This is a genomic window from Pullulanibacillus sp. KACC 23026 (assembly GCF_029094525.1).
GTDB lineage: Bacteria > Bacillota > Bacilli > Bacillales > Sporolactobacillaceae > KACC-23026.
Genome location: NZ_CP119107.1, coordinates 3,022,709 through 3,048,110 on the forward strand (window position 1 = coordinate 3,022,709; position 25,402 = coordinate 3,048,110).

Below are 25,402 nucleotides of genomic sequence, written 5' to 3' on the forward strand. Positions count from 1 at the left end.
TCCTCATTCAGTCTCAATCGATTCTTGTTCCTCTGTTAAAGCCGCAATCATTGCTTTTAATTCCTCTAAATTAACCGTGTTTTCAAGTAATCGCTCAATATCTAACAAGATAATCAGGCGCTGCTCGAACTTCGTAACCCCTTGTATGTATTGGGCATTCTCTGTTCCCATCACCCTAGGATGCTGAATGCTTTCAGGGGATACATCCAAAAATTCTGACGCTTTTTCAACAGAAAGGCCAATCTCTTTCTCCTGAACCTTAACGATGATGAGCCTAGTGGCTTCTATTGAGTTCTCTGTATCCAAATTAAAGGTTGAACACATATCAACAACCGGAATAATCCGATTTCGGATCGTGGAAAACCCCAAAACATGCGGCTCGCGATTCGGATAGGCCGAAATAGTCAAACCTTGCGTGCGTTCAATTGAAGAAATTTTGTCAATTGGAATCCCATATTCTTCATGACCTGCTTTAAAAATGAGACATTTAATCGGCTCCTGACTCACCAAAACTCCCCTCCCTTCCTTCGTTTCTAGTTAGCCTGCCTGGTTTTCTTCCAAGTTTGCTGTTCGAGTTAACTCTTCCATGTTCAACAGGATGATGAAATGGCCATCCACTTTATAAATGCCTTCAAAATGATCATTCGAAAGTCCCGCGGAGGCAGCTGATTCCACAGCTTCCGGAAAACACTCCATCACATTGGTCGTTTGGTCAACCAATAACCCTAATTCAATCTCATTGAAGGTCGTCATCATGATCTGAGTGGAGCGAGTGACAGGTGTTGTTCCTAATCCAAGTTTTTCTTGAAGGTCGATAACCGGAATGATCGTCCCCCTTAAATTAATAACCCCCTTCACATGAAGTGGAGCATTTGGAACTCTCGTAATTGGTAACTGCCTTTCAACGGACAAGACCTGTTCGATCTTAATCCCATACGCCTCGTCACCTAATTTAAAAGCAATGATTCTAAAAGATCGCAAAGCTTTCACTCCCCCTTTCTAATCAAAAAATGGCTGGGTATCGACGATGAGTGCGACTTCACCGCTTCCAAGAATCGTTGCCCCGGAAATCGCATGTAGACGCGTTAAATAGTGGCCTAATGATTTCAATACGACCTCGTGCTGTCCTAATACAGCATCCACGACTAAGCCTTTTATTTGATTTCCATTACGGATAATGACGATCTGCACCTCATCTAGAAGAACCGACTTCTTGTCCGTCTTGGAAGTCCCAAAGACCTCTTCTAAATAAATTAATGGCACAATCTGATCCCGTAATTGAAAAACTTTTTGTCCATGAAGCGTTATAATGCTCTCTGGTACGATCGACGTAATTTCGGCGATCGAATTAAGCGGGATGAAATAAGATTCTTCTCCTATTTCAATTAACATAGCCATGATGATTGAGAGGGATAAAGGAAGCTGAATTCGAAAGGTAGACCCGCGTCCCGGAGTAGAGTTAATGGTAATCGCTCCGCCGATCGATTCAATTTTCGATTTCACGACATCCAGCCCAACGCCTCTGCCCGAAATATCAGAAATTTTATCCGCCGTGCTGAACCCTGAAGAAAAGAGTAAGGCATAAACTTCTTGGTCACTTAAGGAGGCAGCCTCTTTTCTTCGGACAACCTGTCGTTCAATGGCTTTACTCAAGACTTTATCGCGGTCAATCCCTTTCCCATCATCGGCCACTTCAATAAACACATGGTTGCCGCTATAAAAGGCCTTTAACGCGATCATGCCTTCTTCTTTCTTGTTACTTTCGATTCTCTCTTCCGTTGTTTCAAGACCATGATCCAAAGCATTACGCAAAAGGTGGACTAATGGATCACCAATCTCATCGATCACTGTCCGATCTAATTCGGTCTCTTCCCCTTCAACGATTAATTGGACTTTCTTATTCAATTCTTTAGCAAGATCCCGGATCATCCTAGGAAACCGATTAAAGACCTGCTCGATCGGAACCATCCGCATCTTCAGAATAACCTCTTGTAGATTTTTCGATAGAAGAGACAGATGTTCCGTTGTTTCAGTCAGCTCCATCAGTTGCGAATCTCTCGCAATCTGCTCCAGTCTCCCTCTATCAATAATGAGTTCACTAATAAGATTCATTAAATGATCGAGTTTCTCGGTATCGACACGGATTGACTTCGAACGTGGCTTCTTTTTTGACGAATTCGCCGGTTCCGCTGTCTTCTCTTTTTTGACCTCAGTTTCAGGAATAGCTGGATCTGGCTCTACGGCTTTACTTTGGGAGGGCTCGGAGCTCATTCCTTCAGTGACTTGAACATCCACCACCTCTGCCACATTAAGCAAATGCGATTTTACTTGCTCTGAATCGCGATCCGTTAAAAGGAGAAGTTGAAAGTGATCACCAAATTGGTCGTTTTCAATCTCTTCAACCGTCGGATACGTTTGAATGATCTCACCTAACTCCTCAGCAGTTTGGAAAACCAAATAGGCTCGGATCGACTTCATCACACAGCTTTCCGCAATTCTTACCTTGATTTGATAGACATGCATGCCAGACTTTTCGGCCTCTTGAACCAAGGATAATTGGAACTCATCCATCACGAGTTCAGGTGCGGCGGTTGCGGCCACTTCCTTCGCAGCACCACCTAGAGTAGGATCTGGAGCCGCGGAGGGATCTTGAATCCTATTTAATTGAGCAATCACATCGGAAACATTTTCTTTCCCATCTCCGCCATTTTCGATGGATTGGACCATCTTCTCAATAAGGTCGACGCAGCTAAAGATCACGTCCATGATTTGCGGAGTTACCGCTAACTTCTCATTTCTAAGAAGATCTAACACATTTTCCATTTGATGGGTGAGCGAAGCGAGGTCCTCAAACCCCATTGACGCTGCCATCCCTTTAAGCGTATGGGCTGAACGGAAAATCTCGTTAACGATCACTGTATTTCCCGGTTCAGACTCCAGCTTTAATAACTCTTCATTAATGGAGAGCAAATGTTCCTTTGACTCCTCCAAAAACATATCAATATAATCGTTTAAATCCATTTTGATTCCCCTCGCTAGTAGCATTAGGAAAACTTGGCTTGCCACTATAATGAATGGAGACAACACTTGCAAGCAATTATGCTTTCAACTTGAGGTCTGTCCCCCCAATTTCCACATGGAAAAAGCGAGAGTGATAAGTTCCCGCACGCCCGCTTTTCCGTCATAAATATTTAGTAATATACCCACCATATTTATTATTGCGGTCATCAACCATTTTGTTATCCCGATTCGCATTGGTTTGCTGCGACAAGGAATCCATACAAGTCTTACAAACCTTTCCTGAGCGAATGGATGTGCCACAGATTTGGCACGGGTAAGTAAGATTAGGGAAATGTCCGATTTGCAGCCGGCCAGTAGCAATGAAATGGATGATCTGAGAAACAGACACTCCTGTTGCCTCACTCACTTCTTGGATCGTATCCCCTGGCATTTCCCTTAAATGCATGGCCACTTTATGGAAATCCTCTTCTTGCTTTTGATAGCACTCATCACATATCTCTCTTATTTTCAAATAAAGCTTTCGGCATTTTGGACAATTCCCGAGCTGTGCCATAATTCTTCCCTCTACTTAAAAGATTTGATTTTGGTAGCTTACTTAATGCCCTTAACTTCCCAATACTTTATTGATTGATTCCATTACTCGGTCCGCTTGAAAAGGTTTCACAATAAAATCCTTGGCACCCGCTTGGATGGCCTCAAGTACCATCGGCTGTTGTCCCATTGCCGAGCACATGATCACTTTAGCTTGCGGTTCCATCGCCCGAATTTCTTTCAAGGCACTAATGCCGTCCATCTCAGGCATGGTAATATCCATGGTGACAACATCCGGACGCAATTCCTTAAATTTTTCAACGGCGTCAGCGCCATTAACAGCTTCGCCAACCACTTCCATACCATTTTTTGTCAATATATCGGTAAGCATCATCCGCATAAATGCAGCATCATCAACAATTAAAATCTTTCCCATTCTTAATCGTCTCCTCTATATTAAGTTTATTAATTCGTCATTTTTGTGAGGCGATCGATCGGACTGATAATATCCGTAATTCGTACCCCGAAGTTTTCTTCTATGACGACGACTTCCCCTTTAGCGATTAACTTATGATTCGCTAAAATATCGACGGGTTCACCAGCCAGCTTATCAAGTTCGATGACCGCACCTGGACCTAATTCCAAAATTTTTCGGATAGGCAATTCAGTTCGGCCGAGTTCAACGGTAATCTCTAATGGGATATCGTACAGCAAATCCAAGTTGCCAGAAGCGGCATTCGTTGGTGCTCCTGTATCTGTAAAAGTCGAATACTCAACCTTTTGAACATTAGCTGTTGGTTTGTTGTTAAGATCGACATGGGCTGCTGGTGCTTGTTGGGTCGGCCTCCTCTGTTGTTGAGCTTGAACCGGCTGGACAGGGGGGGCCACCTCTTTTTCAAGAACTTGACTGGTTGCAGCCGCTTCCTCACTGTAAAGGATTTTATGAATCATTTCCTTTCCGAACGCTAAAGGAATGAACTGAATCATATTGGAATCAATCAACTCCCCTACCTTAAGACGGAAAGAAACTTCAATAATAAATTCATCTCCAAGCTGTTCAAGCTTCTTCGGAGGGAACCCAAGGACATCGATCGTCGGCGGTGAGATGTCTACTTTTTGATTAAAAATAGTCGACATCGACGTTGCAGCAGAACCCATCATTTGATTCATGGCCTCTTGGACAGCACTTAAATGGAAGTCGGTTAATTCCGCTTCCAAATTCGTACCATCTCCGCCCATCATGAGATTCGCGATGATTTTCGCATCCTCTTCTTTGATCATCAGAAGGTTCTTCCCGCGAATTCCCTCTGTGTAATCGACATGTACGGCAACGTGGTTTTCACTAATGACTCTCTCTAAATCATCTTGCTCTACGATGGTTAAAATAGGTGTCGTTATTTCCACTCGTTGATTTAAAAGAGTAGAGAGAGCTGTTGTCGAGCTGCCTAATGATATATTGCCTATCTCTCCTAATGCATCTTGTTCCATCGGTGTTAAAAAATCTGTGATTGTATAGGTTTGCTTCTCTTCTGACTGATTGAACAGTGCATTGATCTCATCTTGAGACAGTGAACCATCGCTCATTATAGATCATCTCCTTCCGTGTGGATAACTTCCTCAATTTGAACAGCAAATCGTCCTTTTTTAACTCCTGGATTACCATAAAATCTCGTCAGCTGCCCGACTTTAACATGAAGCTTCACCGTCTCAAGACCAATGACATCCCCAACTTGGAGATGCAGCAATTCAGACACAGGTAATGAGCCTCTTCCTAGTTCGGCTATTAGCGGCATCCGCACATTATCAAGGTTCTGCTTTAATTTGTCTTGCTGCGGAACATTGGCTTTCGTCATAGAGGACAGCCACTGATGGGTAGACAATTTGTGCATCACCGGTTCGACAATGATATGCGGTATGCAGAGTGTCATTCTTCCTTCGACTTCTCCTATTGTTATACGAAGGGAAATGACAATGACCGTATCGTTCTGCGGAGCAATTTGAATGAATTGCGGATTAGACTCAATCGCTTCCCATCGCACCTTTATATCCCCAATATTCTCCCAAGCCTCTTCATACATGACACCTGTACGGAAAAAGATTTTCTGCAAAAGGACGGTTTCAATATCCGTTAAAGTATCCTTGCGATTATTCGAATCCCCTTGTCCACCTAGAAGCCGTTCGATAACGGCATAGGCGATGGATGGATTCAGTTCAATTAACAGCTTGCCATCCATTGGTTTGACATCAAAGACATTCAAAATCGTTTTTGACGGTATAGACGCGAGAAATTCTTGGTAGTTAACTTGATCGACTAAATCAATATCAATATGGACATACGTCCTAAGCTGTGCAGATAAATAGGAAGTCAATAATCTCGTAAAATTCTCATGAATTCTCGTAATGCTTCTTAACTGTTCCTTTGAATACCGCATCGCCCGTTTAAAATCATAGACTCTGACTTTATCATTCTTCTCTGTGACATCGGATGCTTGCAGTTCGCCGTTATTTAACGCCGATAGCAGTGCATCGATTTCTTGTTGCGATAAGACATCTGCCACTCGGCATCCTCCCAACTCTTCCATGAGTTAAAAATGATTTTCAACCTTGATGAAAGATGTTGCCATTCAACTCATTTTTATTCCTCGTTCACATCGCCAAAGCAGCAATTTCTATAGAAAACCAATCCCTATACAGATTCATGCCGCAGCTGATCGAATGAGGAACCGATGAAACAAACTCAATAAGCGATTAATTTCGTTTCAAATCAATCAATTCTTGTAAAATCGTATCAGACGTGGTGATCGTTCTCGCGTTTGCCTGGAACCCGCGCTGAGCCACGATCATTTCAGTGAATTCTTCAGTTAAGTCAACGTTAGACATTTCTAATACGCCAGACTCGATTTGACCAGCGTTATTGTTTTCACTTCGTTCAGCCGTTGCTGCTCCAGAATTGGGTGACGTTTCAAACAAGGTATCTCCAGCCTTTGTTAAACCTTCTGGGTTGTTGACAACAGCCGTTCCTATGGAAATGATGTCATCAGGATTGTTTGTTCCATCATTTGTGCCATCGTTTAAATAGTATTGTTGATTTTGGGAATCATAGGCGAGTTCCCCGCTCGTTCCGTCCTCGCTCACCACATTGATATGCCCATCCGCATCAATGGAAAAGGATGTAAATTTTTGACCCGTCTTGTCATCTTGATTAATCGAAATATTAACTTCTTGTGGATTTGTTGCTGTTCCAGTTACACCGACAACCTTATAACCGTTTGAATTGACTAATGTCCCATTCGCATCCCGATTAAAATTACCGGCTTTTGTTAAATAGTCTTGCGTACCATTGTTCACGACAAAATAACCATCCCCATCAATGGCTAAATCCGTTCCCACGTTGGTAGTCATAGGACTTCCTGGAGTATGAATGGTATCAATAGCCGCTATTTTTGATCCTAAACCGACTTGTTGGGGATTGATCCCGCCTGTCTGGCCATTAGGGGCGGTTGCTCCCGATAGGTTTTGGTTAACTATATCTTGAAACTCTACTCTGCTTTTTTTAAACCCAACGGTATTGACATTGGCAATATTATTACCGATTGTATCGAGTTGTGTTTGGAAACCTTTCATCCCTGAAACTCCGGAATATAATGACTTTAACATGTGTGTTCCCCCTTAATTTTTATCCATTATTTATTGATTAGAATCGCTTGAAACTTGATCGATTTCTGTAACGTTTTCCATAGGGACTTTTTGATTACCTACCAGATAATAATAGCTTCCATCTTGAGTGGCGACTCCTGTCACAACACCTGAAGATGAGCTGTCCCCTCCCTCAGGTGTCCATGTAATCTCCTTACCAATGGCAGAGGAGTACTGGCTCATTTGCAAATTCGCAAATTTATCAAAGGAATCATTCAGGTTCGTCATTTGTTCCAAGGAACTAAAGTTAGCCATTTGGCCGATAAAGTCTTGGTCTTGTAGAGGATTGGACGGGTCTTGATTGGACAATTGCGTGACCAAAATTTTTAAAAAATCATCTTTTCCTAGTACGCTTTGGTCTTCAGAAGAATTTCCACTCATTAAAGTATTACTAGTTGAAACATTATTGGTAATATCAACACTATTTGTCATGACTTTCGCTCCTTATCATGCCGTAAAATCAATGGTTGAAGAAGATGGCGGCATTCCTCCATATGAAGTCGGCAAGGATTCTATAATCGTTTCATTCAGATCAAAGCCCTTTTGTTTCTTCCCTAAGTCTTGATCGCCATCATAGAGCCTCTGTCGTTGTGACCCAGACCCATTTTGGGAAAAGGCGGATTGACTTGCATCCCCCATTGAAATGGCCGGCTGTTGAACAATATCTAGTTTTTGAACAACTATCCCATGCTGCTCAATCGCCTGTTTCAAATGCTGCAGCTGATCATTCAGCGCATCCTTAGCGGCCGAGTTATCAGTCAGGATTTGAGCCGTTATTTGTCCATCTTGTGAAGCTATTTTTATTTCAATGGGACCTAGATGTTCTGGATACAATGAAAATTTTGCTTCGGCATGATTCATAGAGCTATTTGCCATGCGGCTCATCCAGTTCGTGATTTCAGGCACAAAATCTGATACAGGAATCACAGCCGGCTCAGCTGAACTCGATCCCGTTAAGTTAGCGGACTCTTGATTTGAACTAACTAGATTAATAGCCAAATTCACTGGCGACGCGTCCCCTTTTTCTTGTGAAGAAGCCGGCGCTTGCGTAGCCGTATTGTTCACCGCGCGTTGATCTTGATTCTGGATAATGGGTTGATTGATCTGGTGTTTATCCAGACTTAAAGCTTGGATGGAACCCGTCTTCTCAGAATCTAACGGCGAGGTGCTGTTCGCTGAATCCGGTTGGAGCGAATGCTTAATTAAATTCATGTTCGTTGCGTTATTCCCTAAGGCATTGTTAGTGGCAGGAGTCGCCTTCTCAGAACCCAATGGCGAGGTGCTGTTCGCTGAATCCGGTTGGAGCGAATGCTTAATTAAATTCATGTTCGCTGTGTTATTCCCTAAGGCATTGTTAGTGGCAGGAGTCGCCTTCTCAGAACCCAATGGTGAAGCGCTGCTCACTGAATCTGGTTTGATGGCAACCTTTATTAAATGGATACCGTTTCCCACCTTTAAGCCCTTGTTGGAATCCGTCTTATCAGCTGAATCCGGTTTGAAGAGTTCGATTACTTCATTCAATTTATCAATCAGTTCTTTTTGAAGCTTAGGAGATAGGCTTCCTTCCGACAATGGCTGGCTCCCCTTTACTGCTGATGAGTCTACTTGTAGCGCTGCAGTCGATCCGCCTTGTGTTTGCTTCAAGGCCGCTAACAGTTGTTTCATTGCCGCTTGGATCTCTTGCCCGTTATATGTACCATCGCCCGCGCCCAATTTATTAAGAATTAACTGGGAAACGTTGGAGGTCGCGCCATCCATCTTACTAAAAGCCGTTTCAATAGAAGGATTTAAAGTTGTGGACGTTGTGTCTTGATTGACTAAATTTGCTAGCGATGGTGATGATTGAATGCCAGCAAGGATCGACGTTAATAAGGAATCGAGCTCCTGCCAATCATCGGTATCCAGATCATGGGATGAAGGCTCTTTCTCTTTGTCATCATCCATCAGCTTCAAATTCGTTGTTCCAGCATCCTTCTTGTCCATAGCACTTTCTTGCGTCGTTTGCCCTGAAGAGCTAAACATAGATAAGATCTGATCAAAGCTATTCAAAACCGTTTCTGATTTATCTTGCACACTTGAACTGCTTTCTTTCGGCAGTGGTGTTTGATTTATTTTGACACTAATTTGAGTCACATCCATACAAACGGCTTCCTCTCATCCTATCAAAAACATTCTATTATCATCATTATAGCTTATTGACTTACCTTCGTCATGGTATATTCCGACTATTTTCGATTTATTTCCCGCTTTTTCGTCATTGATAGTTTGATTGTTTTTCACAAGGGTTACCCGGTTGAAAATCCTCCTAAGCGTAACCAGGACAGACATTCTCTAAAAATCCCCGTCTTTGTATTGATACCTTTTTAGATCGTCGAAACGATTTCATCATACATCGCGGATAGTTCAAATTGCCCATCCGCATGACCCGCTTTTAGGACGGCTTTAGGCATTCCGTATACAATACAGGATTCTTCCGCTTCGACAAAAACAGTGCCTTGACACTTTTTCACTAAACCTGCGCCCAATTCCCCATCTGTTCCCATCCCTGTCAAAATGACGGCTAACAATTTTTCTTTATAAATAGGAGCAGCGGAACTTAGGGATACATCAACGGAAGGTCTATATAAGGTTTTCTCATGGCCCTTCTCAGTGACTTCAAAGAAGATGTCGCCCGACTCATTCCGAATAAAAGTCGTTTGATAGCCGGATGGCGCGATATAGATGGTGCCTGCTTGAACCCGCTCCCCCGCTTCTGCTTCTTTTACTTTAAGCGGGCACTTCATATCCAGTCTTTCTGCTAGCGGTTGAGTAAATCCAGGCGGCATATGCTGAGCGACCACGATTGGTATGGAAAAATCCTTTGGGAATAAAGGGAGAATTTTTTGTAAGGCGGATGGCCCCCCTGTTGAGCAGCCGATAAAAATCAAGTCCATGTGATGGTTATGCCTCACACTCACACTATGACTGATCTCTTGAATCGGTTTTTTGATTTCTTTTGGCGATCGTTTTGTTTTTTCTAAAATGCCTTTTAGACGCATGAGAAAGTCTTTGCCTTGAGACGCTTCACCAGATTGAGTAAAGAGGTTTTCTTTTTGAAAGAAATCAATGGCACCCAATTCCAGTGCGTCCAACATTTCTCTTGCTTCCGCTTCATTTCGCGAGCTTAATAAGACAACAAGTGGCGCAGTTGTGCCCTCCATTATTTTCTTAAGTGCCTCGAAACCGTTCAATACAGGCATTTCAACATCTAATGTCACCAAATCCGGTTTCAATGTCTCTACTTTTTCAATAGCCTCCATGCCATTTCTCGCAATTCCTACCACTTGAAACTGCGGGTCTGTTTGCAGCAGATGGCGAATAGCTCTTCTTATAAAAGCAGAATCATCAACTACGAGTATTCTGAACTTCTTCATGTTGCGTCGTTTCCTTTCGATAGTAGAAGGTGCGATGGGTGTTCACTTTCTTAAGCCCCAGTCCTGAGTCCTTAATAGATTCAGCATGGCCTAGAAATAAAAAGCCGCCTGGCGTTAACACCCGATATAAACTTTCAATCACCTTGTTGATCATAAGTTGATCAAAATAAATCAAAACATTACGGCAAAGAATGATATCCACTTTTCCTATTTCTTCATCTATTTTCTTATCATCGAGCAGATTTAAATGGCGAAAGGTTACCATTTTTTGTATGTAGGGTTTAATCTGGTAGCCGCCCTCTTCTTCAGTAAAATAATTTTCTAATAGATGTTTGGGTATTCGTCGAAAGGCAAGTGAACCATCTTTATACCAGCCCTTTTTAGCCTTTTCAAGCACTTTTTTATTAATGTCAGTCGCCATAATTTCAACATTTCCTGGGAGGATCTGCCCCGACTCATGAATTAACATAGACAAGGTGTAGGGTTCCTCTCCGGTCGAACAGGCGGCACTCCAAATCCGAATTGGCCGATATTTATTGATCTCTTTCAACTGAGGCAACACAATCGAACAGCACTCATTCAATTGATTTTCTTCACGATAGAAATACGATTCATTTATCGTCAATAATTCAACGAGAACGTCCCATTCAGGAGAATTATGCATTAAAAAATCACCATACTCCCAAGCCGTAAGCTCAAGTTCAATTAATCTCTTCCCAAGTTTATCCCTTAAGGTGTCCAGGCGATCGATGAAAACAAGTCCGCAATAGTCATAAATCATGTCACTTAATTTCTCTAATCCTTCATCTCTCACACCCATCACCTCTTTCCCTTTATTTGTATAATAAGCTCCTATTTTTAAATCCAAAGATAAAAAATTCAACAAAAAGTGATAAATTTCTTCAAACTTCCCATCCTCATGATCAAAATTAAACGAAAATCTGTATTTGGTCAATTGCATTTTGCAATTCATCACTCGGCCATCAACTTAATACTTTGGACTTTTTGACTATTTTCCAGTCTAAATCAAAAAGAATATTGTCGACTCTTGTCAATTGACGTAAAATAGCCTTACAGGAGATAAATTGCAATAAAAGGAGAAATTAATGTCTAGTATACTTGGAATTTTGTTAGCACTATTAGCAGTCGGTTTAGCCATGGTATTAAAAGGGGCCTCCTTATCCGCCTTATACAATCCTGCTGCTTATATTATTATTTTCGGTGGTACTGCTGCCGCTGTCCTGATTGCTTTTCCTTTCAATGAAATCAAAAAGTTTCCGGCATTAATCAAAATTGCCTTATTTCAACCCAAATTACCTTCAAAAGCTAACCAAATTACAAGTTTAGTTCAATGTGCTGAAGTGGCCAAAAAGGAAGGGCTTCTCGCTCTAGAGGAGATCGCCAATACGACGGAAGACCCGTTTTTTAAAAACGGACTTGAACTCATAATTGACGGCAATGATATCGAATTTATTGAAGAAGTTTTGTTGGATGAAGTGGCTGCGATTGACAAGAGACATAAGACAGGAGCACTCATCTTCTCTCAAGCTGGAACTTATGCACCGACCCTCGGTGTTCTAGGTGCCGTTATTGGTCTCATTGCATCGCTTGGAAATTTAAATAATGTGACAAAGCTTGGCCATTCCATTTCAGCTGCCTTTATTGCCACTTTATTAGGGATTTTTTCTGGTTACGTTCTTTGGCATCCGATTGCCAATCGATTAAAGCGGATCTCTAAGCAGGAACAAGAAGCGAAACTCCTTATTATTGAAGGCTTAATCAGCATCTATCAAGGCCTTTCGCCTACTGCTTTGGAGAAAAAATTATCGATTTACATACCGCCGAAGGAAAGATTAAAGAATGAAAAGAAAAATAAGGTAGAGACTCATGATCAGACGGCTTAAGAAATTAGAAGAAGACGAACAGGAAGAGCACATTGATGAATCGTGGCTAATCCCCTATGCGGATATCCTGACACTATTATTAGCCTTGTTTATTGTCTTATTTGCTTCTAGTAGTATTAATATTTCTAAATATAATGCGATAATGAAATCACTGAAATCTGAATTAACAGGAACAAAGGTGGATACCAAAACAGCTGGTCTTACCGTGAAGAACACTCAGAAAAGCCAAAAGCAACCGCCAAAACAACCGGTTACTCATCCGAAATCAGCTCCTCCTAAATCGGCTAATAATGACCAGGATCTTGAAAACTTAAAACAAAAACTTGAAACCTATATAAAGAAAAACCATTTACAGGCCGTGATCACTCTCGGAGATACACAACGAGGGGTTGAAGTCACATTAAAAGACTACATTCTATTCGATTCAGGAAAAGCGAATTTAAAACCTAGTTCCTATAAAACCTTATCTGCCATAGTCGGCCTGCTTAACACCGTTTCCAATCCGATCAGTATTGAAGGACACACCGATAATGTCCCCATTAAAAATTCGGAATTCAAATCCAACTGGGAGTTATCCGCCGCTAGAGCAGCAAGTGTCCTCCACTTCTTTGAATCCAAAAACATTGCCGACCAAAGAATGCAATTTACTGGCTATGGCCAATTCAAACCCTTATACAAAAACGACACAAACAAACACCGCCAAGCCAACCGAAGAGTCAACATCGTCATACTAAGAAACAACTAAGCAGTGAAACGCGGGGACGGTTCTCCCGTTTCACTTTTTTTGTTTGGAACGCGGGGACGGTTCTCTCGTTCCACTTTTCTCAAAAAGTTCTAAAGTTAAATCAACTTAGCATTGAACACGTTTCTTCCCCCCTGCCTCGGTTGTTTCCGAGTCCCTTCACACAGAATCCAACCCGCTCATCACTCTCCTCCTGTCATTGCGCTTGTTGTGATTTTCTTGTAGCATGTCTTATGGAGAATGGATCCGAAGAAATGCAACTATCCGAACTTCTGGCCAACTAACGCTATATTGGCGGGGTTATTGTTGCGGCGATCAGTTTAATCTACCTGACGATTCTTGGTCATGCATTAAACTTTTTATCCATTCACTTCATTCCTACTGTTGTCGGTATAATGTTCATGCTGATTGCCACTTTCTCCCCTCGCCTTCAGCCAAATTGGTGGGTCGGCATCCGCACACCATGGACGATTTCGAGTGAAGAAAGTTGGTTTCGCACCCGTCGTTAAGGCGGATGGTTAGGTATTCCAGTGGGAATGCTTATTAGCATCTTAGCCTGGGCTTTACCTACTGAGTTAACAATGAGAACGGCGATTGTCATCCCGATTCTTTTATGGGCATTCATTTCAATCGTTGCTTCCTACTTCTATGCCAAAAAATAAAAGGGAGATCATGATATGGCCGAACTAATTAGAGAAGACGAAACCCTAGTTCTAAAATTGTCTACATTAGAAAAGGTAGAAGGCGTTCACGGAGATATCCGCGTCCCCTTCACCTCCGTCAAAGATATAACAATTCTTGATGATGTCATCCATGCCGTACACGGGATGAAGTTCCCTGGCAGCCGTTTGCCTGGCGTCTTCGCAATGGGTACTTTTATTTCCCGCGAAGGCAAAACATTTGTGATCGTGCATCACCAAAACAAACGCGGCGTAAAAATCAAGTTGAGCGGTGAAAGCTATAACGCACTCATTGTCGGCTTGGATGATCCTGAAAAAGTAGCACAATCACTTGGGTTATCTAATTCCTAATTTTATATAAAGCAAAAAAGGGACCTGTCCTTGGTGGCAGGTCCTAATTAGTGTCTACTTCTAAATTCCATTTATAGTGGTTACTCATTGTAATTACTTTTACACAATACTATAGGCTTGACTTTTAGTGTAACGACGATTCCTTATTTCCGGAATATAGGCCTGTCCGAATTAAACAGAGAAACCTCGTTACGCCTAACTACTCCAATAACCTATTGGGAGAGGGATAGCCATTCTGGTTACGCCTAATCGTTTTAAGTGTAGCGACAATTCTCTCGCTTGCTGCGGACGAACGGCCGTGCCCACGGAAAGCGAGGTTCTTTTCGCATTAAAGGGCAAGTGATCCACGAGTCCAAATTTCAAGGAATAATTAAATCAATAATACCGTCCCTTTTTTTCTTTCACCCATAGCCCATGCTGATTGCAATAAGTGTACAATGTGCCCCCGGACATTTTCGGAATTCGCAGTTCCGCATTCTGTTCTGGATATAACTTAACGATGAGGACCCGATCGTAAGAAACATAGGCAACAAATGAAATGAAATGGTTTTTCGTCATGTCATGCTGAAAAGTGATGTAATACTCTTGATCAATCGTCTCAATCATTGCTGCATGTTCGTCATCCTCAGGCTTTGCAAGTAATGGCGTTAGCTTTCTTCCACAGCAAGAGATCTCTGCTTCCCCTAAGCTCGTCATAACACTTCCACAATTGGAGCACACAAAAAATTTAATACGTCTCATATTCCCTCCATCAGCATCGTTGGGCTCTAAATCTCCCAATAAAATTTTTTCAATATTAACTCCTAATATGTTAGAAAGATCACCAAGCAATGACACATCAGGACAGCCTAAACCACGTTCCCATTTCGAAATGGTCTTGTCGCTGATTCCCATTGTACTTGCGACCTCTTTTTGCGTCATTTTCTTTTCTTTTCGAAGCGTTAACAGGAGTTTGCCAACTTTACTTGTATCCATCCGCTCACCTCTCTATCCATGATAGCTACCGATCGCCTTCAAATCAATCAACCCTCCGTAGAGTTGCATCCTCTCTCCTTATCACATCTCCCACCCCATCCGCAAAAAAATCAAACGTGAGTCGATAGCATTGCGTGGTCCATTACACAAATTCAAGGCGGGGCAGGACCTCTTTGTGTGCGTTAGGCGCTCCATTACACAATTTCAAGGCATAGGTGGACCTCTTTGTGTGCGTTAGGCGCTCCATTACACAAATTTAAGGCATGCGTGGACCTCTTTGTGTGCGTTGGGCGCTCCATTACACAAATTTAAGGCATGGGTGGCCCCCTCTTTGTGCGTTGGGCGCTCCATTACACAATTTCAAGGCATGCGTGGACCTCTTTGTGTGCATTGGGCGCTCCATTACACAAATTCAAGGCATGGATGGCCCTCTTTGTGTGCGTTGGGCGCTCCATTACACAAATTCAAGGCGGGGCAGGACCTCTTTGTGTGCGTTGGGCGCCCCATTACACAAATTTAAGGCATGCGTGGACCTCTTTGTGTGCGTTGGGCGCTCCATTACACAATTTCAGGGCATGCGTGGCCCTCTTTGTGTGCGTTGGACGCTCCATTACACAATTTCAAGGCGGGGCAGGACCTCTTTGTGTGCGTTGGGCGCTCCATTACACAATTTCAAGGCATGGATGGCCCTCTTTGTGTGCGTTGGGCGCTCCATTACACAATTTCAAGGCATGCGTGGACCTCTTTTTGTGCGTTGGGCGCTCCATTACACAATTTCAAGGCATAGGTGGACCTCTTTTTGTGCGTTGGGCGCTCCATTACACAATTTCAAGGCATGCGTGGACCTCTTTGTGTGCGTTGGGCGCTCCATTACACAAATTCGAGGCGGGGCAGGACCTCTTTGTGTGCGTTGGGCGCTCCATTACACAAATTTAAGGCGGGGCAGACCTCTTTGTGTGCGTTGGGCGCTCCATTACACAATTTCAAGGCATGGGTGGACCTCTTTTTGTGCGTTGGGCGCTCCATTACACAAATTCAAGGCGGGGCAGGACCACTTTGTGTGCGTTGGCGCATCACAAAAGCGCCTCCCAATAAAAGACAGGCGCTCAACGAACTCTTACCTATATAATTACAAGCAGACATTCCGCCACCCAAAATGGCCTTGTGTTACACCGTCACGTCGCTTTTAGCAAACACGACGAGTGAGAGAGCCATAAATACAATGAAATAACCCGCCAGCATCCCAACTGAAAAGAGAGGTGTCATGCCATTAAATACGGCGTGTTCACCACTTAAATATTGCGAGAAATTAGTATTTGAAAAGAGAACATATTTCCCCCAATTTAACTGGCTTTCTCTGAGCAGCTCGACGACCGTTTTGCCTATAATAGTGATCGCAAAAACGGATCCCACGGCAATCGCACTATTTTTAAAGACGGTAGAAAAAGCTATCGCAAGTGTCGAGATCATCAAACAATCCATAAATTCATCGACGTATTTCATCACGGTTTGTATGATCAAGTGCATGTTGTTCTGGTCAAGATGGTGGAAACCAAAGAAAATGACACTAAACAGCATGGATGAAAGAAGAAATGCGATTAGAAAATAAAGATTAACCAATTGAATCCCGAGAAATTTAGCAAGCAGCAATTCCACTCTTGAGGTCGGCCTGATTAATAAAAATTTTATAGTTCCGAGCTCATATTCAGTGGAGAGGATTGCCCCGGCAAATCCGGTAATTACAAAGGAAAGAATCATTAAAAAGCTTGCCGCACTCGCCGTTCCGACTAAGAAATTATCCGTTTCTGAACCAAACAGCCGTTTGATGACGAGCGCGATTAAGAGATTTAAAATCACAATCCCAAGGAATGCTGCCTTAGTAGTTCTTCGATTGAATAACTTTATCTGTTCATTTTTAATCAAACTGATCATAGTGTCCTCCCATTGCCTGTCTACTTTTTAGAACGGTAGCGCTGCCCTGAAGCCATTTGGCTGCGCGTCTTATCGGGCCTTGCCATCGTTACCGCTAAGAAGGCGTCCTCAAGGCTTGACCGATCAACTTTCACTTCAAAAACTGAAATCTCACTGTCAACTAAGCGTTTGAGGATAAGCGGCATCTCGTCTCTCCTTAGCCTGACCCTGATTTTCGTCGCATCCACTCGCTCAACTTCTAAAGTGCCGTCCTCCGCATTCAACACCTGTATGGCTCGATCAAGATCATCCACTTCATAAAAGACATCCTGCTGTTTAGCGTCTGAGAAATGTTCAATTGACTGATTGCCTATAATGGTCCCATCCTTGATAATCGTTGTCCGCTGACAAATCGTTTCAATCTCATGCAACAAATGCGAAGAAATGAGGACAGCGACCCCTTCTTTTTCACTCAGCCTTTTTAGATACGTCCGAAGTTCAATCATTCCAGAAGGGTCTAACCCATTAGTTGGTTCATCTAATAAGAGCAGTTTTGGCTTATGTAAAATAGCTTGAGCAACACCTAAGCGCTGCCTCATCCCCAATGAATACGTGGACACTTTTTCATGAATACTGCCTTGAAGTTGAACAAGCGAGACAACCTCTTCAATTCGCGCTTGTCCAATCCCTTTATACATATTGGCCCACAGTCTGAGATTTTGATAACCCGTCAAATACGGATAGAACTCAGGATTTTCAATAATCGCGCCAATTTCTTTTATCGCTTCTTTAAAATGGGACTGAATGTTTTTTCCACAGATTTCAACTTTTCCACTATTGGCTTTTATCAGTCCGGCAATCGTCCGAATCAGCGTGGTTTTTCCCGACCCATTAGGACCGATTAGACCAAGAATCTCACCCCTTTGAATGGTTAGAGAAATATCTTTAAGAATGTCATGACGACCAATCCGCTTATATAAGTGATGAATCTGCAAAACGGCTGATTCCATATGAACCCTCCTTTTTTTAAATAACTGCTTATGACTTCTTCGTCTGCGCAGCGAGCGGCACCCACCCGGCACCCACCCTTACTCCAATAGTATCATGATGCAAGTCCTAATATCGACTTTTGTCTAAATTTGCAATTAAGCTTCCAACCGTCCAATCAAAAGCGTGCCCTAACTTGACGCCCTCTTGGTTCATCCACGAAAAAATTGAAAACGAGTATTCACAACGACTATGAAATCATTTAAAATGGAATTTACGTCGAATAGTCGAATATAGGAGGAATTTAATATTGGTAACGTCTCACAATAGGTTACGACGCACTCTTGGCGTTGCACCCATTGTCTTTTTGGGCTTGGCTTACATGTCGCCATTTGCTGTTTTTGATACATTTGGGGTCGTATCTCAAGAAACAAATGGCCATGTCCCGGCTTCCTACATATTAATCACAATTGCGATTTTGTTTACCGCTTTAAGCTATGGGAAAATGGTCAAGCTCTTTCCTGATGCAGGATCAGCTTATACATATACAAAGAAAACCATGAGTGCACAACTCGGTTTTCTGGTCGGCTGGTCAGCACTTTTAGATTATCTCTTTTTGCCGATGATTAATGCGGTTCTTGCCGGCATCTATTTATCGGCCAGCTTTCCCGAAATACCAACCTGGGTCTGGGTGGTCGGATTGATTATCGTTATGACACTGATGAATCTTACCGGTATTAAAATTGCCGTCTCCGTTAATGCTCTCTTTGTTCTTTTCCAATTATTAGTGGCGATTATCTTTGTTAGTTTGACGGTTCATTCCATTTTAAGCGGTAATGACAGCAGCGGATTTACTACCTTCCCATTTTTTTCAAAAGATATGAGTACGAGTCTCTTGTTCTCTGGCGCCTCGATTCTCGCTCTTTCCTTTTTAGGTTTTGATGCGGTTACAACCTTAGCCGAAGAGACGATTACCCCTGAAAAAACGATTCCAAAAGGCATCTTCCTGATCGCCTTAATTGGCGGGCTCTTTTTTATTCTTGTCACCTACTTTATGCAAACGCTCTACCCTGATGTTTCCGTTCTGAAAAATATTGACGGAGCCTCGCCGGAGATCGCTAGGCATATTGGCGGAATCTTGTTTCAATCGCTCTTCACAAGCGGTGCATTGATCTCTGTCTTAGCTTCAGGACTTGCCGCTCAGACCAGTGCCTCCCGATTGCTTTTTTCAATGGGGAGAGATGGTGTGATTCCGAAAAGATGGTTCGGTTCGCTGCATCCCAAATTGCTTCAGCCTGTTTTCAATATTGTTTTTATTGGCATCTTGTCGCTTAGTGCCCTATTTCTAGATTTGGTCACAGCTACCTCCATGATCAATTTTGGTGCCTTTACAACCTTCTCCTTCGTTAATCTATCCGTCATCGCGTATTATCTTAAAAACAGACGGACGATCAAGTTAAATGTCTTTGGCTATCTCATTAGTCCTTTAATTGGACTGTCATTTATCATTTACCTTTGGATGAGTTTAGATCTTCTAGCCCTTATTTTTGGATTATCTTGGTTATTCATCGGTTTCGTTTACCTACTCTTGCTGACAAAAGGCTTCAGGATCAAGCCACCAGAATATGACTTTGCTGAAACTACCTGAGCTTTTTGATAAAAAAACAGTTTAGCTCATCGCCAAATCTGGTCTTACTTTAAGAATTAAATGCCAGAAGGTGGGTCAAAACTAGCAAAGAGGATCCAAGTGGCGCCAATTGGGGAAACCGTGATGCACACGTTTCCTCACCGCCAATTATGAGCGGCTTCTAATGGCAAAGCTGTCAAACAATCTTACAAAAAAATTAAATATGGGGGAATCAATGAATGGCTGAATCAGCAGCAATACAAACAACCAATCAAATTACAGGTCAAAGAAAATGGTGGGCCTTCGCGACCGTTCTCTTGACGATGTTCTTCTCTTCTATGGACCAAACCGTTGTCTCAACGGCTATGCCAACCATTATTGGCGATTTAAAAGGATTTAATCTCTATGCTTGGGTCTTCACGGCCTATATGATGGCTTCTTCTGTAACCGTTCCAATTTATGGGAAATTGTCTGATGTATTCGGACGAAAGCCATTTTACTTATTTGGTTTAATCATGTTCGGTATTGGGTCTGCCGTATCCGGCCAGGCGCATTCGATGATTGAACTTGTCTGGGCACGTGCTTTCCAAGGAATTGGTGCCGGAGCAATGATGAGTATGCCGCGCGCCACTGTTGGTGACATTTTCTCGCCAAAGGAACGTGCCAAATGGATGGGCGTTATGATGGCGGTATTTGGTATCTCCAGTATCGTTGGACCCGCGCTTGGCGGTTGGATTACAGATTCTTTCTCTTGGCGCTGGGTTTTCTATATTAACTTACCGTTTGCTGTACTTGCAATTATTGGCGTGACTGTTACGTTACCGAAAGTGCGCGCTGAACACCGTGTGAAAGTCGACTGGTTAGGCTCACTCATTTTAGTAATCGGGTTAGTTCCGATCTTGCTTGGGTTTACATGGGCAGGCTCGAAATACGCTTGGGGATCCCCTATTGAATTGTCACTTTTCATAGGCGGTGTCATCCTGCTGATCCTTTTTGTTCTGTGGGAACGTAAAGCATCGGACCCTGTACTCACACCGAGCTTATTTAAAAATCGAATTTTTACGACCTCTCTTATTTTGGGCATATTAGTTGGGATGACTATGTTTGGCAGTCTGATGTTCTTACCTATCTTTGTTCAAGGAGTCATCGGACTTAACGCCCAAAGCAGCGGTTGGGTCATGACCCCGATGATGATCGGATTTATTGTCGGCAGTATAGTGTCCGGCCAAGTGATGTCTAAGACTGGTCGTTACAGATATCTGGCATGGTTTAGCGGGGCTATTATTGTACTTGGGTCGGTCTTACTGAATCAGATGGATGTCCATACGACCTGGGTGACCGTTGTCATCAATATGGTTGTGATCGGACTCGGTATCGGTTCATTAATGCCGCTTATGAACATGGTCGTGCAAAACGCATTCCCATATAAAATGATGGGGACCGTTAACTCTACACAGCAATTTGTCAGTTCACTCGGTGGTGTCATCGCGTCACCTATATTTGGCTCGATTTTAAATAAATCATTCAGCTATAAACTAAATCATTCACTCCCTGCTTCATTAAAGCAATTTGAAAGCAAGCTTTCGGGAATCAACCCGCAATCGCTTCTAACCGCGCAGGCACAGAAGTCGATCTCATCTGAATTTAGTAAATACGGGGCAGTGGGTCATAAGATGTATCTTCAACTTATGGATGTTGTCAAACTATCCCTTACCTACGGGGTTCAGCACTTATTTAGAGTCGGGTTAGTTTTCGCGATTCTTTGCTTTATCGGGACCTTCTTCTTGCCGGAAGTCAAATTAAAAGGCAAAGAATACTTTGAAGAGAATGGAACCGCTGGTGAACCAAAAGAATAACACGCACACTGACACGTTAGTTAAAAGTGGTTTTTTGCGCAAGCCAACCCGAAAAAACTCTCATACGAAGTCTCAAGCCCATAATGATAGTAAAAAAGCTGACAGACCATTTCGCCTAAGCGGAATGGTCTGTTTTCATTAATTGGAAGCCATTTTGAGGCTCACCATGAATGATCGTCTTGTTGGCTCTGTTGGTGATCGTGTAGGTAAGGTACGCGGGCGGGATTCATAGGCGGAGAAATTCCGCTTAATATCATTTTGGAGCCTTCAGTAACCCTATATAAGCGGAGAATTTCCGCTTAATGTCATTTTGGAGCCTTCAGTAACCCTATATAAGCGGAGAATTTCCGCTTAATGTCATTTTGGAGCCTTCAGTAACCCTATATAAGCGGAGAATTTCCGCTTAATGTCATTTTGGAGCCTTCAGTAACCCTATATAAGCGGAGAATTTCCGCTTAATGTCATTTTGGAGCCTTCAGTAACCCTATATAAGCGGAGAATTTCCGCTTAACGACCCTAAATCAGACCAAATCCAAGGCTTTTGATTCCTCTAAGCGGAAAAACTCCCCTTATTTTTTGGGAAATAGGAGTATTTCCCAATTTAAACGGAATTCCTCCGTTTATTTTTTAAAACGTTAACCGAACCAAGTTTCAATAATGAAAAAGAGCACCCCATTAAATGGATGCCCTTTTCATATTACACGCAACGGCGCTTTTTCCCAAAACTTCTCATCCGGAACGGTGCTTTTTAAGTTCGCGGTCCGTTGCCATTAAACAGCGAATCATCCCTTGGTGAATAAGGAGTCACACTAAGCTTGGAATGTTTGGAACGGTTTGTCTTGCTCCATAGCGGTACTCCATGAGGCTTTTTAGTACTGCGATTTGCTGTAATAGGTGCTCTCCTTCATTGGTTTCTCGAACTTTTTTCCTTTCGAGTTCTTCATCTACCAATCGCTTGACTGATAAGACGTCGGATCCTTTTAAGAGAACATCTTCCATCGAATTAAATTTTTCATGGGCGACTAACTGCATCCCATAGGAATTATATAATAAAGTGTATCCCGCAATTCCGGTTGTGGATTGATACGCCTTGGAAAAGCCGCCATCGATGACGATCATTTTACCATTGGCTTTTATTGGATTTTCCCCTTTAATTTCCTTTACCGGTGTGTGACCGTTGATAATATGTCCTTCATCCGGGTTCAGATCAAATTCTGCTAAAATTTTCCGGCAGACGCTCTCTTCCTCGCGTAAATAATAATAAGGGTTCTTCGTCTCTTCATGCGTTTCTTTGTCCTTAATAAAATACCTTTCAAATGTCGTCATAGCCCTTTTCCCAAAGAGAGATGAGTATTCGCCAGTCCACAAATACCACGCCATATCCGTTGCGAGATCATCATTTTTTTCAGGGTGAAGAAAGGCTTCCCATAAATAGTGTTCAAACACATCCAATAAATCCCGACCAGCATATGACTGATTGCCGATCGTCATTTTTTCCATAGTGCCATCTTCATTTATTGGAATGCAGCCGTGTATTAGCAAATTGCCATTATATTTCAGATAAAGACTACCCTTTTTCATCAGAAAGTTCATATGTCTCGCCAATTTCTCCGAATGTTGGACGGAAAACAACAGCTTGTCCAGTACGTCCTTTTCTTCTTCTAATAATTCAGCCGGATTTTCTGGGTTAATCGTGGAAAAACACGTGTTTTCTAAAGGATAGGTTTTCCCATTGAGAGTGATTTCTTCTGTGTCATAATTAATTTTCTCAAGTAATAGCCGCTCTGACATATTAAAATAAGGGCGCCTCTTGATAATCGGAATTTCAAGTTTGAACTGGATCATGGCAATCGCTTGATGGATTTTCGTGATTTGTAAAATTTCATGCTCAGACAGCTTGTTTTCTGTATTTCCTTTTGGTCTAAAGGCAAGGTTGTCATCATAGTACTTTTCCGCCAAGTTAAGAAGCGGGATCAGGTTAATCCCGTAGACATCTTCTATGATATTCAAATTATTGTATCGGGCACATATCCGAATAATATTAGCGAGACAAACCTTTGAACCGGCAAAAGCTCCGATCCAGAGGACGTCATGATTCCCCCACTGAATATCGACGGAGTGATGATTAATGAGCGTTTCCATAATTTTATCTGGTTCCGGTCCGCGATCATAAATATCGCCGACCACATGAAGATGGTCCACCACTAGACGCTGCGTCGTATAAGCAAGACCTGTAATGAGCTTATCGGCTTGTCCAAGTGAAATTATTTGCTCAACAATCATCGTATAATAAGGTTTCTTATTGGCGGACTCGTCCGTTTTATAGAGAAGTTCTTCGATTATATAAACAAATTGTTCCGGCAGCGCTTTGCGCAATTTCGACCGTGTGTATTTAGAGGAAGCATATGAAATCAGCTTAATCATCCGGTCAATGGTCTCTTCGTACCACTGATGCAATTCATGTTCATTGTCAAACCGATGCCGAATCAGCTTTAATTTTTCTTCAGGATAATAGACCAATGTTGCAAAATCATTCAGCTCTGATACCGTTAATTCATCTCGAAAAAGGTCTTTGATTTTTTCCTTTACTCTTCCTGACCCATTTCTTAACACGTGTTGGAAGGCTTTAAACTCCCCGTGCAAATCGCTGACAAAATGCTCGGTTCCTTTCGGCAAATTGAGGATCGCCTCAAGATTAATCAGCTCTGTCACTACTTTTTCTTCACTATCAAATTTACGTGCAAGTAAATCCAAATATTTTGTATCCAACTTTATGTACTCCCTCATCATTTCTCTGTTTATTTTTCTCTTGATGCTCATGCTTAATACTACTATGATAAAGGAAAATGTTCCACATAAAGAAACGAGATGTTCTATTTATGCCCATTAAATTTTATCTAACTCTTTATTAAAAGGTGAAATTCCTGAATTGGCGGGAAAAGCAAGGCATCCTAAGTGCGATTGGTTAAAGGGTCAACCAGATACATAAAGGCGGCAAACGCGACTAAATTGACAGACTCCCCTTTCTTTTTAACTAAGAGGAGAATGCTTCACTTTGAGATAAGCATGTTGGAGGTTATTATGAGTAAATGGTTTCCTCGTCTTTACGATACACTAATGTCCCCTTTGGAGAAAAAGGTTTCCTTCAAGAACAAAAGGAAACACCTCATCGAACGGGCTTCTGGAAAAGTGCTCGAAATTGGTGCTGGAACGGGCATTAATTTCTCTTCATATACCCATGACACGTCATTAGTGGTGGCGACCGACCCTAACCCGGAAATGGTCAAAAAAGCTCAAGAGAAAGCAAAAATTGCTCTTGTTCCCCTTGAAATTCAGATAGCACGTGCAGAAGAACTGCCTTTTCCGGATCACTCTTTTGATACAGTGGTCGCAACACTCGTGTTTTGTACGATTCCACATCCAGAAAGCGCCCTTAAGGACATTTACCGCGTCCTAAAACCAGGAGGAAAGCTGCTCCTCTTTGAACACGTTCAAATGAAACAGTCTCTATTAAAAGCCTCTCAACAACTCCTCACTCCCATTTGGAAGCCGCTCTGTGACGGCTGTCACCTAAACCGTGACACACTTGGCCTAATCGAAGCAAGCCCCCTCTTCCATGTAAAACACGTAGATTCTATTTATTCAGGGCTCTTTTTGGCAATCGAAGCAGAGAAACATTCTCAAACTTGAGTAGAACCCCCTCTACTT

23 protein-coding genes are annotated in these 25,402 nt (G+C 42.4%); 7 read left to right on the forward strand and 16 right to left on the reverse strand.

What is annotated here, in order from left to right:
* Positions 1 to 3: 3 nt before the first annotated feature.
* The 12 genes from PU629_RS13925 to PU629_RS13980 form a co-directional block, all read right to left on the reverse strand.
* Positions 4 to 507 (reverse strand): chemotaxis protein CheW, encoded by a 504-nt coding sequence (locus tag PU629_RS13925; RefSeq protein ID WP_275284431.1) that lies wholly within the window; start codon positions 505 to 507, stop codon positions 4 to 6.
* A 30-nt stretch (positions 508 to 537) separates the two neighbouring features.
* A complete protein-coding gene (locus tag PU629_RS13930) occupies positions 538 to 981 on the reverse strand; it encodes a chemotaxis protein CheW (RefSeq protein WP_275280669.1) in 444 nt (147 codons plus the stop codon).
* 18 nt (positions 982 to 999) lie between these two features.
* The gene (locus tag PU629_RS13935; RefSeq protein ID WP_275280670.1) at positions 1,000 to 3,021 is read right to left on the reverse strand and encodes a chemotaxis protein CheA; all 2,022 of its coding nucleotides are present in this window, start codon (positions 3,019 to 3,021) and stop codon (positions 1,000 to 1,002) included.
* A 160-nt stretch (positions 3,022 to 3,181) separates the two neighbouring features.
* Positions 3,182 to 3,574, reverse strand: a complete 393-nt coding sequence (locus PU629_RS13940; RefSeq protein WP_275280671.1) for a TIGR03826 family flagellar region protein — start codon at positions 3,572 to 3,574, stop codon at positions 3,182 to 3,184.
* Positions 3,575 to 3,625: 51 nt separating this feature from the next.
* The gene (locus PU629_RS13945; RefSeq protein WP_275280672.1) at positions 3,626 to 3,988 is read right to left on the reverse strand and encodes a response regulator; all 363 of its coding nucleotides are present in this window, start codon (positions 3,986 to 3,988) and stop codon (positions 3,626 to 3,628) included.
* Between the two features lie 29 nt (positions 3,989 to 4,017).
* Complete coding sequence (gene fliY, locus PU629_RS13950; RefSeq protein WP_275284432.1) at positions 4,018 to 5,139, reverse strand: flagellar motor switch phosphatase FliY; 1,122 nt, start codon at positions 5,137 to 5,139, stop codon at positions 4,018 to 4,020.
* Positions 5,136 to 6,110 carry a flagellar motor switch protein FliM gene (gene fliM, locus PU629_RS13955; RefSeq protein WP_275280673.1) on the reverse strand — a complete coding sequence of 325 codons (975 nt, stop codon included), beginning with the start codon at positions 6,108 to 6,110 and terminating at the stop codon, positions 5,136 to 5,138. The genes fliY and fliM overlap by 4 nt, the downstream gene beginning before the upstream one ends.
* A 190-nt stretch (positions 6,111 to 6,300) precedes the next feature.
* Positions 6,301 to 7,209, reverse strand: coding sequence for a flagellar hook-basal body complex protein (locus tag PU629_RS13960; RefSeq protein WP_275280674.1), 909 nt, complete (start codon positions 7,207 to 7,209; stop codon positions 6,301 to 6,303).
* Between the two features lie 30 nt (positions 7,210 to 7,239).
* Positions 7,240 to 7,680 carry a flagellar hook assembly protein FlgD gene (gene flgD / locus PU629_RS13965; protein WP_275280675.1) on the reverse strand — a complete coding sequence of 147 codons (441 nt, stop codon included), beginning with the start codon at positions 7,678 to 7,680 and terminating at the stop codon, positions 7,240 to 7,242.
* Between the two features lie 15 nt (positions 7,681 to 7,695).
* Positions 7,696 to 9,387, reverse strand: coding sequence for a flagellar hook-length control protein FliK (locus PU629_RS13970; protein WP_275280676.1), 1,692 nt, complete (start codon positions 9,385 to 9,387; stop codon positions 7,696 to 7,698).
* Positions 9,388 to 9,611: 224 nt separating this feature from the next.
* On the reverse strand, positions 9,612 to 10,661 hold the full coding sequence (gene cheB / locus PU629_RS13975; RefSeq protein ID WP_275280677.1) for a chemotaxis-specific protein-glutamate methyltransferase CheB: 1,050 nt from the start codon (positions 10,659 to 10,661) through the stop codon (positions 9,612 to 9,614).
* Positions 10,633 to 11,634 (reverse strand): CheR family methyltransferase, encoded by a 1,002-nt coding sequence (locus PU629_RS13980; protein ID WP_275280678.1) that lies wholly within the window; start codon positions 11,632 to 11,634, stop codon positions 10,633 to 10,635. The genes cheB and PU629_RS13980 overlap by 29 nt, the downstream gene beginning before the upstream one ends.
* Positions 11,635 to 11,767: 133 nt before the next feature.
* Between PU629_RS13980 and motA the strand changes: the two genes are divergently transcribed.
* The 4 genes from motA to PU629_RS13995 all read left to right on the forward strand — a co-directional run bounded on the left by motA (position 11,768) and on the right by PU629_RS13995 (position 14,338).
* Positions 11,768 to 12,565, forward strand: coding sequence for a flagellar motor stator protein MotA (gene motA, locus PU629_RS13985; protein ID WP_275280679.1), 798 nt, complete (start codon positions 11,768 to 11,770; stop codon positions 12,563 to 12,565).
* Positions 12,549 to 13,310, forward strand: coding sequence for an OmpA family protein (locus PU629_RS13990; protein ID WP_275280680.1), 762 nt, complete (start codon positions 12,549 to 12,551; stop codon positions 13,308 to 13,310). Before motA ends, PU629_RS13990 begins: the two co-directional genes overlap by 17 nt.
* 398 nt (positions 13,311 to 13,708) lie before the next feature.
* The gene (locus PU629_RS22625; RefSeq protein WP_481900516.1) at positions 13,709 to 13,816 is read left to right on the forward strand and encodes an SdpI family protein; all 108 of its coding nucleotides are present in this window, start codon (positions 13,709 to 13,711) and stop codon (positions 13,814 to 13,816) included.
* Positions 13,817 to 13,984: 168 nt separating this feature from the next.
* Complete coding sequence (locus tag PU629_RS13995; RefSeq protein ID WP_275280681.1) at positions 13,985 to 14,338, forward strand: PH domain-containing protein; 354 nt, start codon at positions 13,985 to 13,987, stop codon at positions 14,336 to 14,338.
* Positions 14,339 to 14,713: 375 nt separating this feature from the next.
* Here PU629_RS13995 and PU629_RS14000 read toward each other — a convergent pair whose 3' ends face one another.
* From PU629_RS14000 to PU629_RS14010, 3 genes are all read right to left on the reverse strand, one after another.
* A complete protein-coding gene (locus PU629_RS14000) occupies positions 14,714 to 15,313 on the reverse strand; it encodes a helix-turn-helix domain-containing protein (RefSeq protein ID WP_275280682.1) in 600 nt (199 codons plus the stop codon).
* 1,167 nt (positions 15,314 to 16,480) lie between these two features.
* Entirely contained in the window at positions 16,481 to 17,245 is a 765-nt protein-coding gene (locus PU629_RS14005; RefSeq protein WP_275280683.1) for a DUF2705 family protein, read from the reverse strand.
* Positions 17,246 to 17,265: 20 nt separating this feature from the next.
* Positions 17,266 to 18,234 (reverse strand): ABC transporter ATP-binding protein, encoded by a 969-nt coding sequence (locus PU629_RS14010; protein WP_275280684.1) that lies wholly within the window; start codon positions 18,232 to 18,234, stop codon positions 17,266 to 17,268.
* Positions 18,235 to 18,521: 287 nt separating this feature from the next.
* Between PU629_RS14010 and PU629_RS14015 the strand changes: the two genes are divergently transcribed.
* Both PU629_RS14015 and PU629_RS14020 read left to right on the forward strand, forming a co-directional pair.
* Entirely contained in the window at positions 18,522 to 19,859 is a 1,338-nt protein-coding gene (locus tag PU629_RS14015; protein ID WP_275280685.1) for an APC family permease, read from the forward strand.
* Between the two features lie 218 nt (positions 19,860 to 20,077).
* Entirely contained in the window at positions 20,078 to 21,694 is a 1,617-nt protein-coding gene (locus tag PU629_RS14020) for an MDR family MFS transporter (RefSeq protein ID WP_275280686.1), read from the forward strand.
* Positions 21,695 to 22,498: 804 nt separating this feature from the next.
* On the opposite strand, the gene PU629_RS14025 is transcribed toward PU629_RS14020, so the two are convergent.
* A complete protein-coding gene (locus tag PU629_RS14025; protein WP_275280687.1) occupies positions 22,499 to 24,463 on the reverse strand; it encodes a fructose-1,6-bisphosphatase in 1,965 nt (654 codons plus the stop codon).
* 312 nt (positions 24,464 to 24,775) lie between these two features.
* On the opposite strand from PU629_RS14025, the gene PU629_RS14030 reads away from it, so the two are divergent.
* Entirely contained in the window at positions 24,776 to 25,384 is a 609-nt protein-coding gene (locus PU629_RS14030; protein WP_275280688.1) for a class I SAM-dependent methyltransferase, read from the forward strand.
* Positions 25,385 to 25,402 lie beyond the last annotated feature (18 nt).

What these genes read in the sequence shown, in the direction of transcription:
- PU629_RS13935 (WP_275280670.1), bottom strand. Translation starts at nt 3,021, where the DNA reads ATGGATTTAAACGATTATATTGATATGTTTTTGGAGGAGTCAAAGGAA.
- PU629_RS13940 (WP_275280671.1), bottom strand. Translation starts at nt 3,574, where the DNA reads ATGGCACAGCTCGGGAATTGTCCAAAATGCCGAAAGCTTTATTTGAAA.
- PU629_RS13945 (WP_275280672.1), bottom strand. Translation starts at nt 3,988, where the DNA reads ATGGGAAAGATTTTAATTGTTGATGATGCTGCATTTATGCGGATGATG.
- PU629_RS13960 (WP_275280674.1), bottom strand. Translation starts at nt 7,209, where the DNA reads ATGTTAAAGTCATTATATTCCGGAGTTTCAGGGATGAAAGGTTTCCAA.
- flgD (WP_275280675.1), bottom strand. Translation starts at nt 7,680, where the DNA reads ATGACAAATAGTGTTGATATTACCAATAATGTTTCAACTAGTAATACT.
- PU629_RS13970 (WP_275280676.1), bottom strand. Translation starts at nt 9,387, where the DNA reads ATGGATGTGACTCAAATTAGTGTCAAAATAAATCAAACACCACTGCCG.
- cheB (WP_275280677.1), bottom strand. Translation starts at nt 10,661, where the DNA reads ATGAAGAAGTTCAGAATACTCGTAGTTGATGATTCTGCTTTTATAAGA.
- PU629_RS13980 (WP_275280678.1), bottom strand. Translation starts at nt 11,634, where the DNA reads ATGAATTGCAAAATGCAATTGACCAAATACAGATTTTCGTTTAATTTT.
- motA (WP_275280679.1), top strand. Translation starts at nt 11,768, where the DNA reads ATGTCTAGTATACTTGGAATTTTGTTAGCACTATTAGCAGTCGGTTTA.
- PU629_RS13990 (WP_275280680.1), top strand. Translation starts at nt 12,549, where the DNA reads ATGATCAGACGGCTTAAGAAATTAGAAGAAGACGAACAGGAAGAGCAC.
- PU629_RS22625 (WP_481900516.1), top strand. Translation starts at nt 13,709, where the DNA reads ATGCTGATTGCCACTTTCTCCCCTCGCCTTCAGCCAAATTGGTGGGTC.
- PU629_RS13995 (WP_275280681.1), top strand. Translation starts at nt 13,985, where the DNA reads ATGGCCGAACTAATTAGAGAAGACGAAACCCTAGTTCTAAAATTGTCT.
- PU629_RS14000 (WP_275280682.1), bottom strand. Translation starts at nt 15,313, where the DNA reads ATGGATACAAGTAAAGTTGGCAAACTCCTGTTAACGCTTCGAAAAGAA.
- PU629_RS14005 (WP_275280683.1), bottom strand. Translation starts at nt 17,245, where the DNA reads ATGATCAGTTTGATTAAAAATGAACAGATAAAGTTATTCAATCGAAGA.
- PU629_RS14010 (WP_275280684.1), bottom strand. Translation starts at nt 18,234, where the DNA reads ATGGAATCAGCCGTTTTGCAGATTCATCACTTATATAAGCGGATTGGT.
- PU629_RS14020 (WP_275280686.1), top strand. Translation starts at nt 20,078, where the DNA reads ATGGCTGAATCAGCAGCAATACAAACAACCAATCAAATTACAGGTCAA.
- PU629_RS14030 (WP_275280688.1), top strand. Translation starts at nt 24,776, where the DNA reads ATGAGTAAATGGTTTCCTCGTCTTTACGATACACTAATGTCCCCTTTG.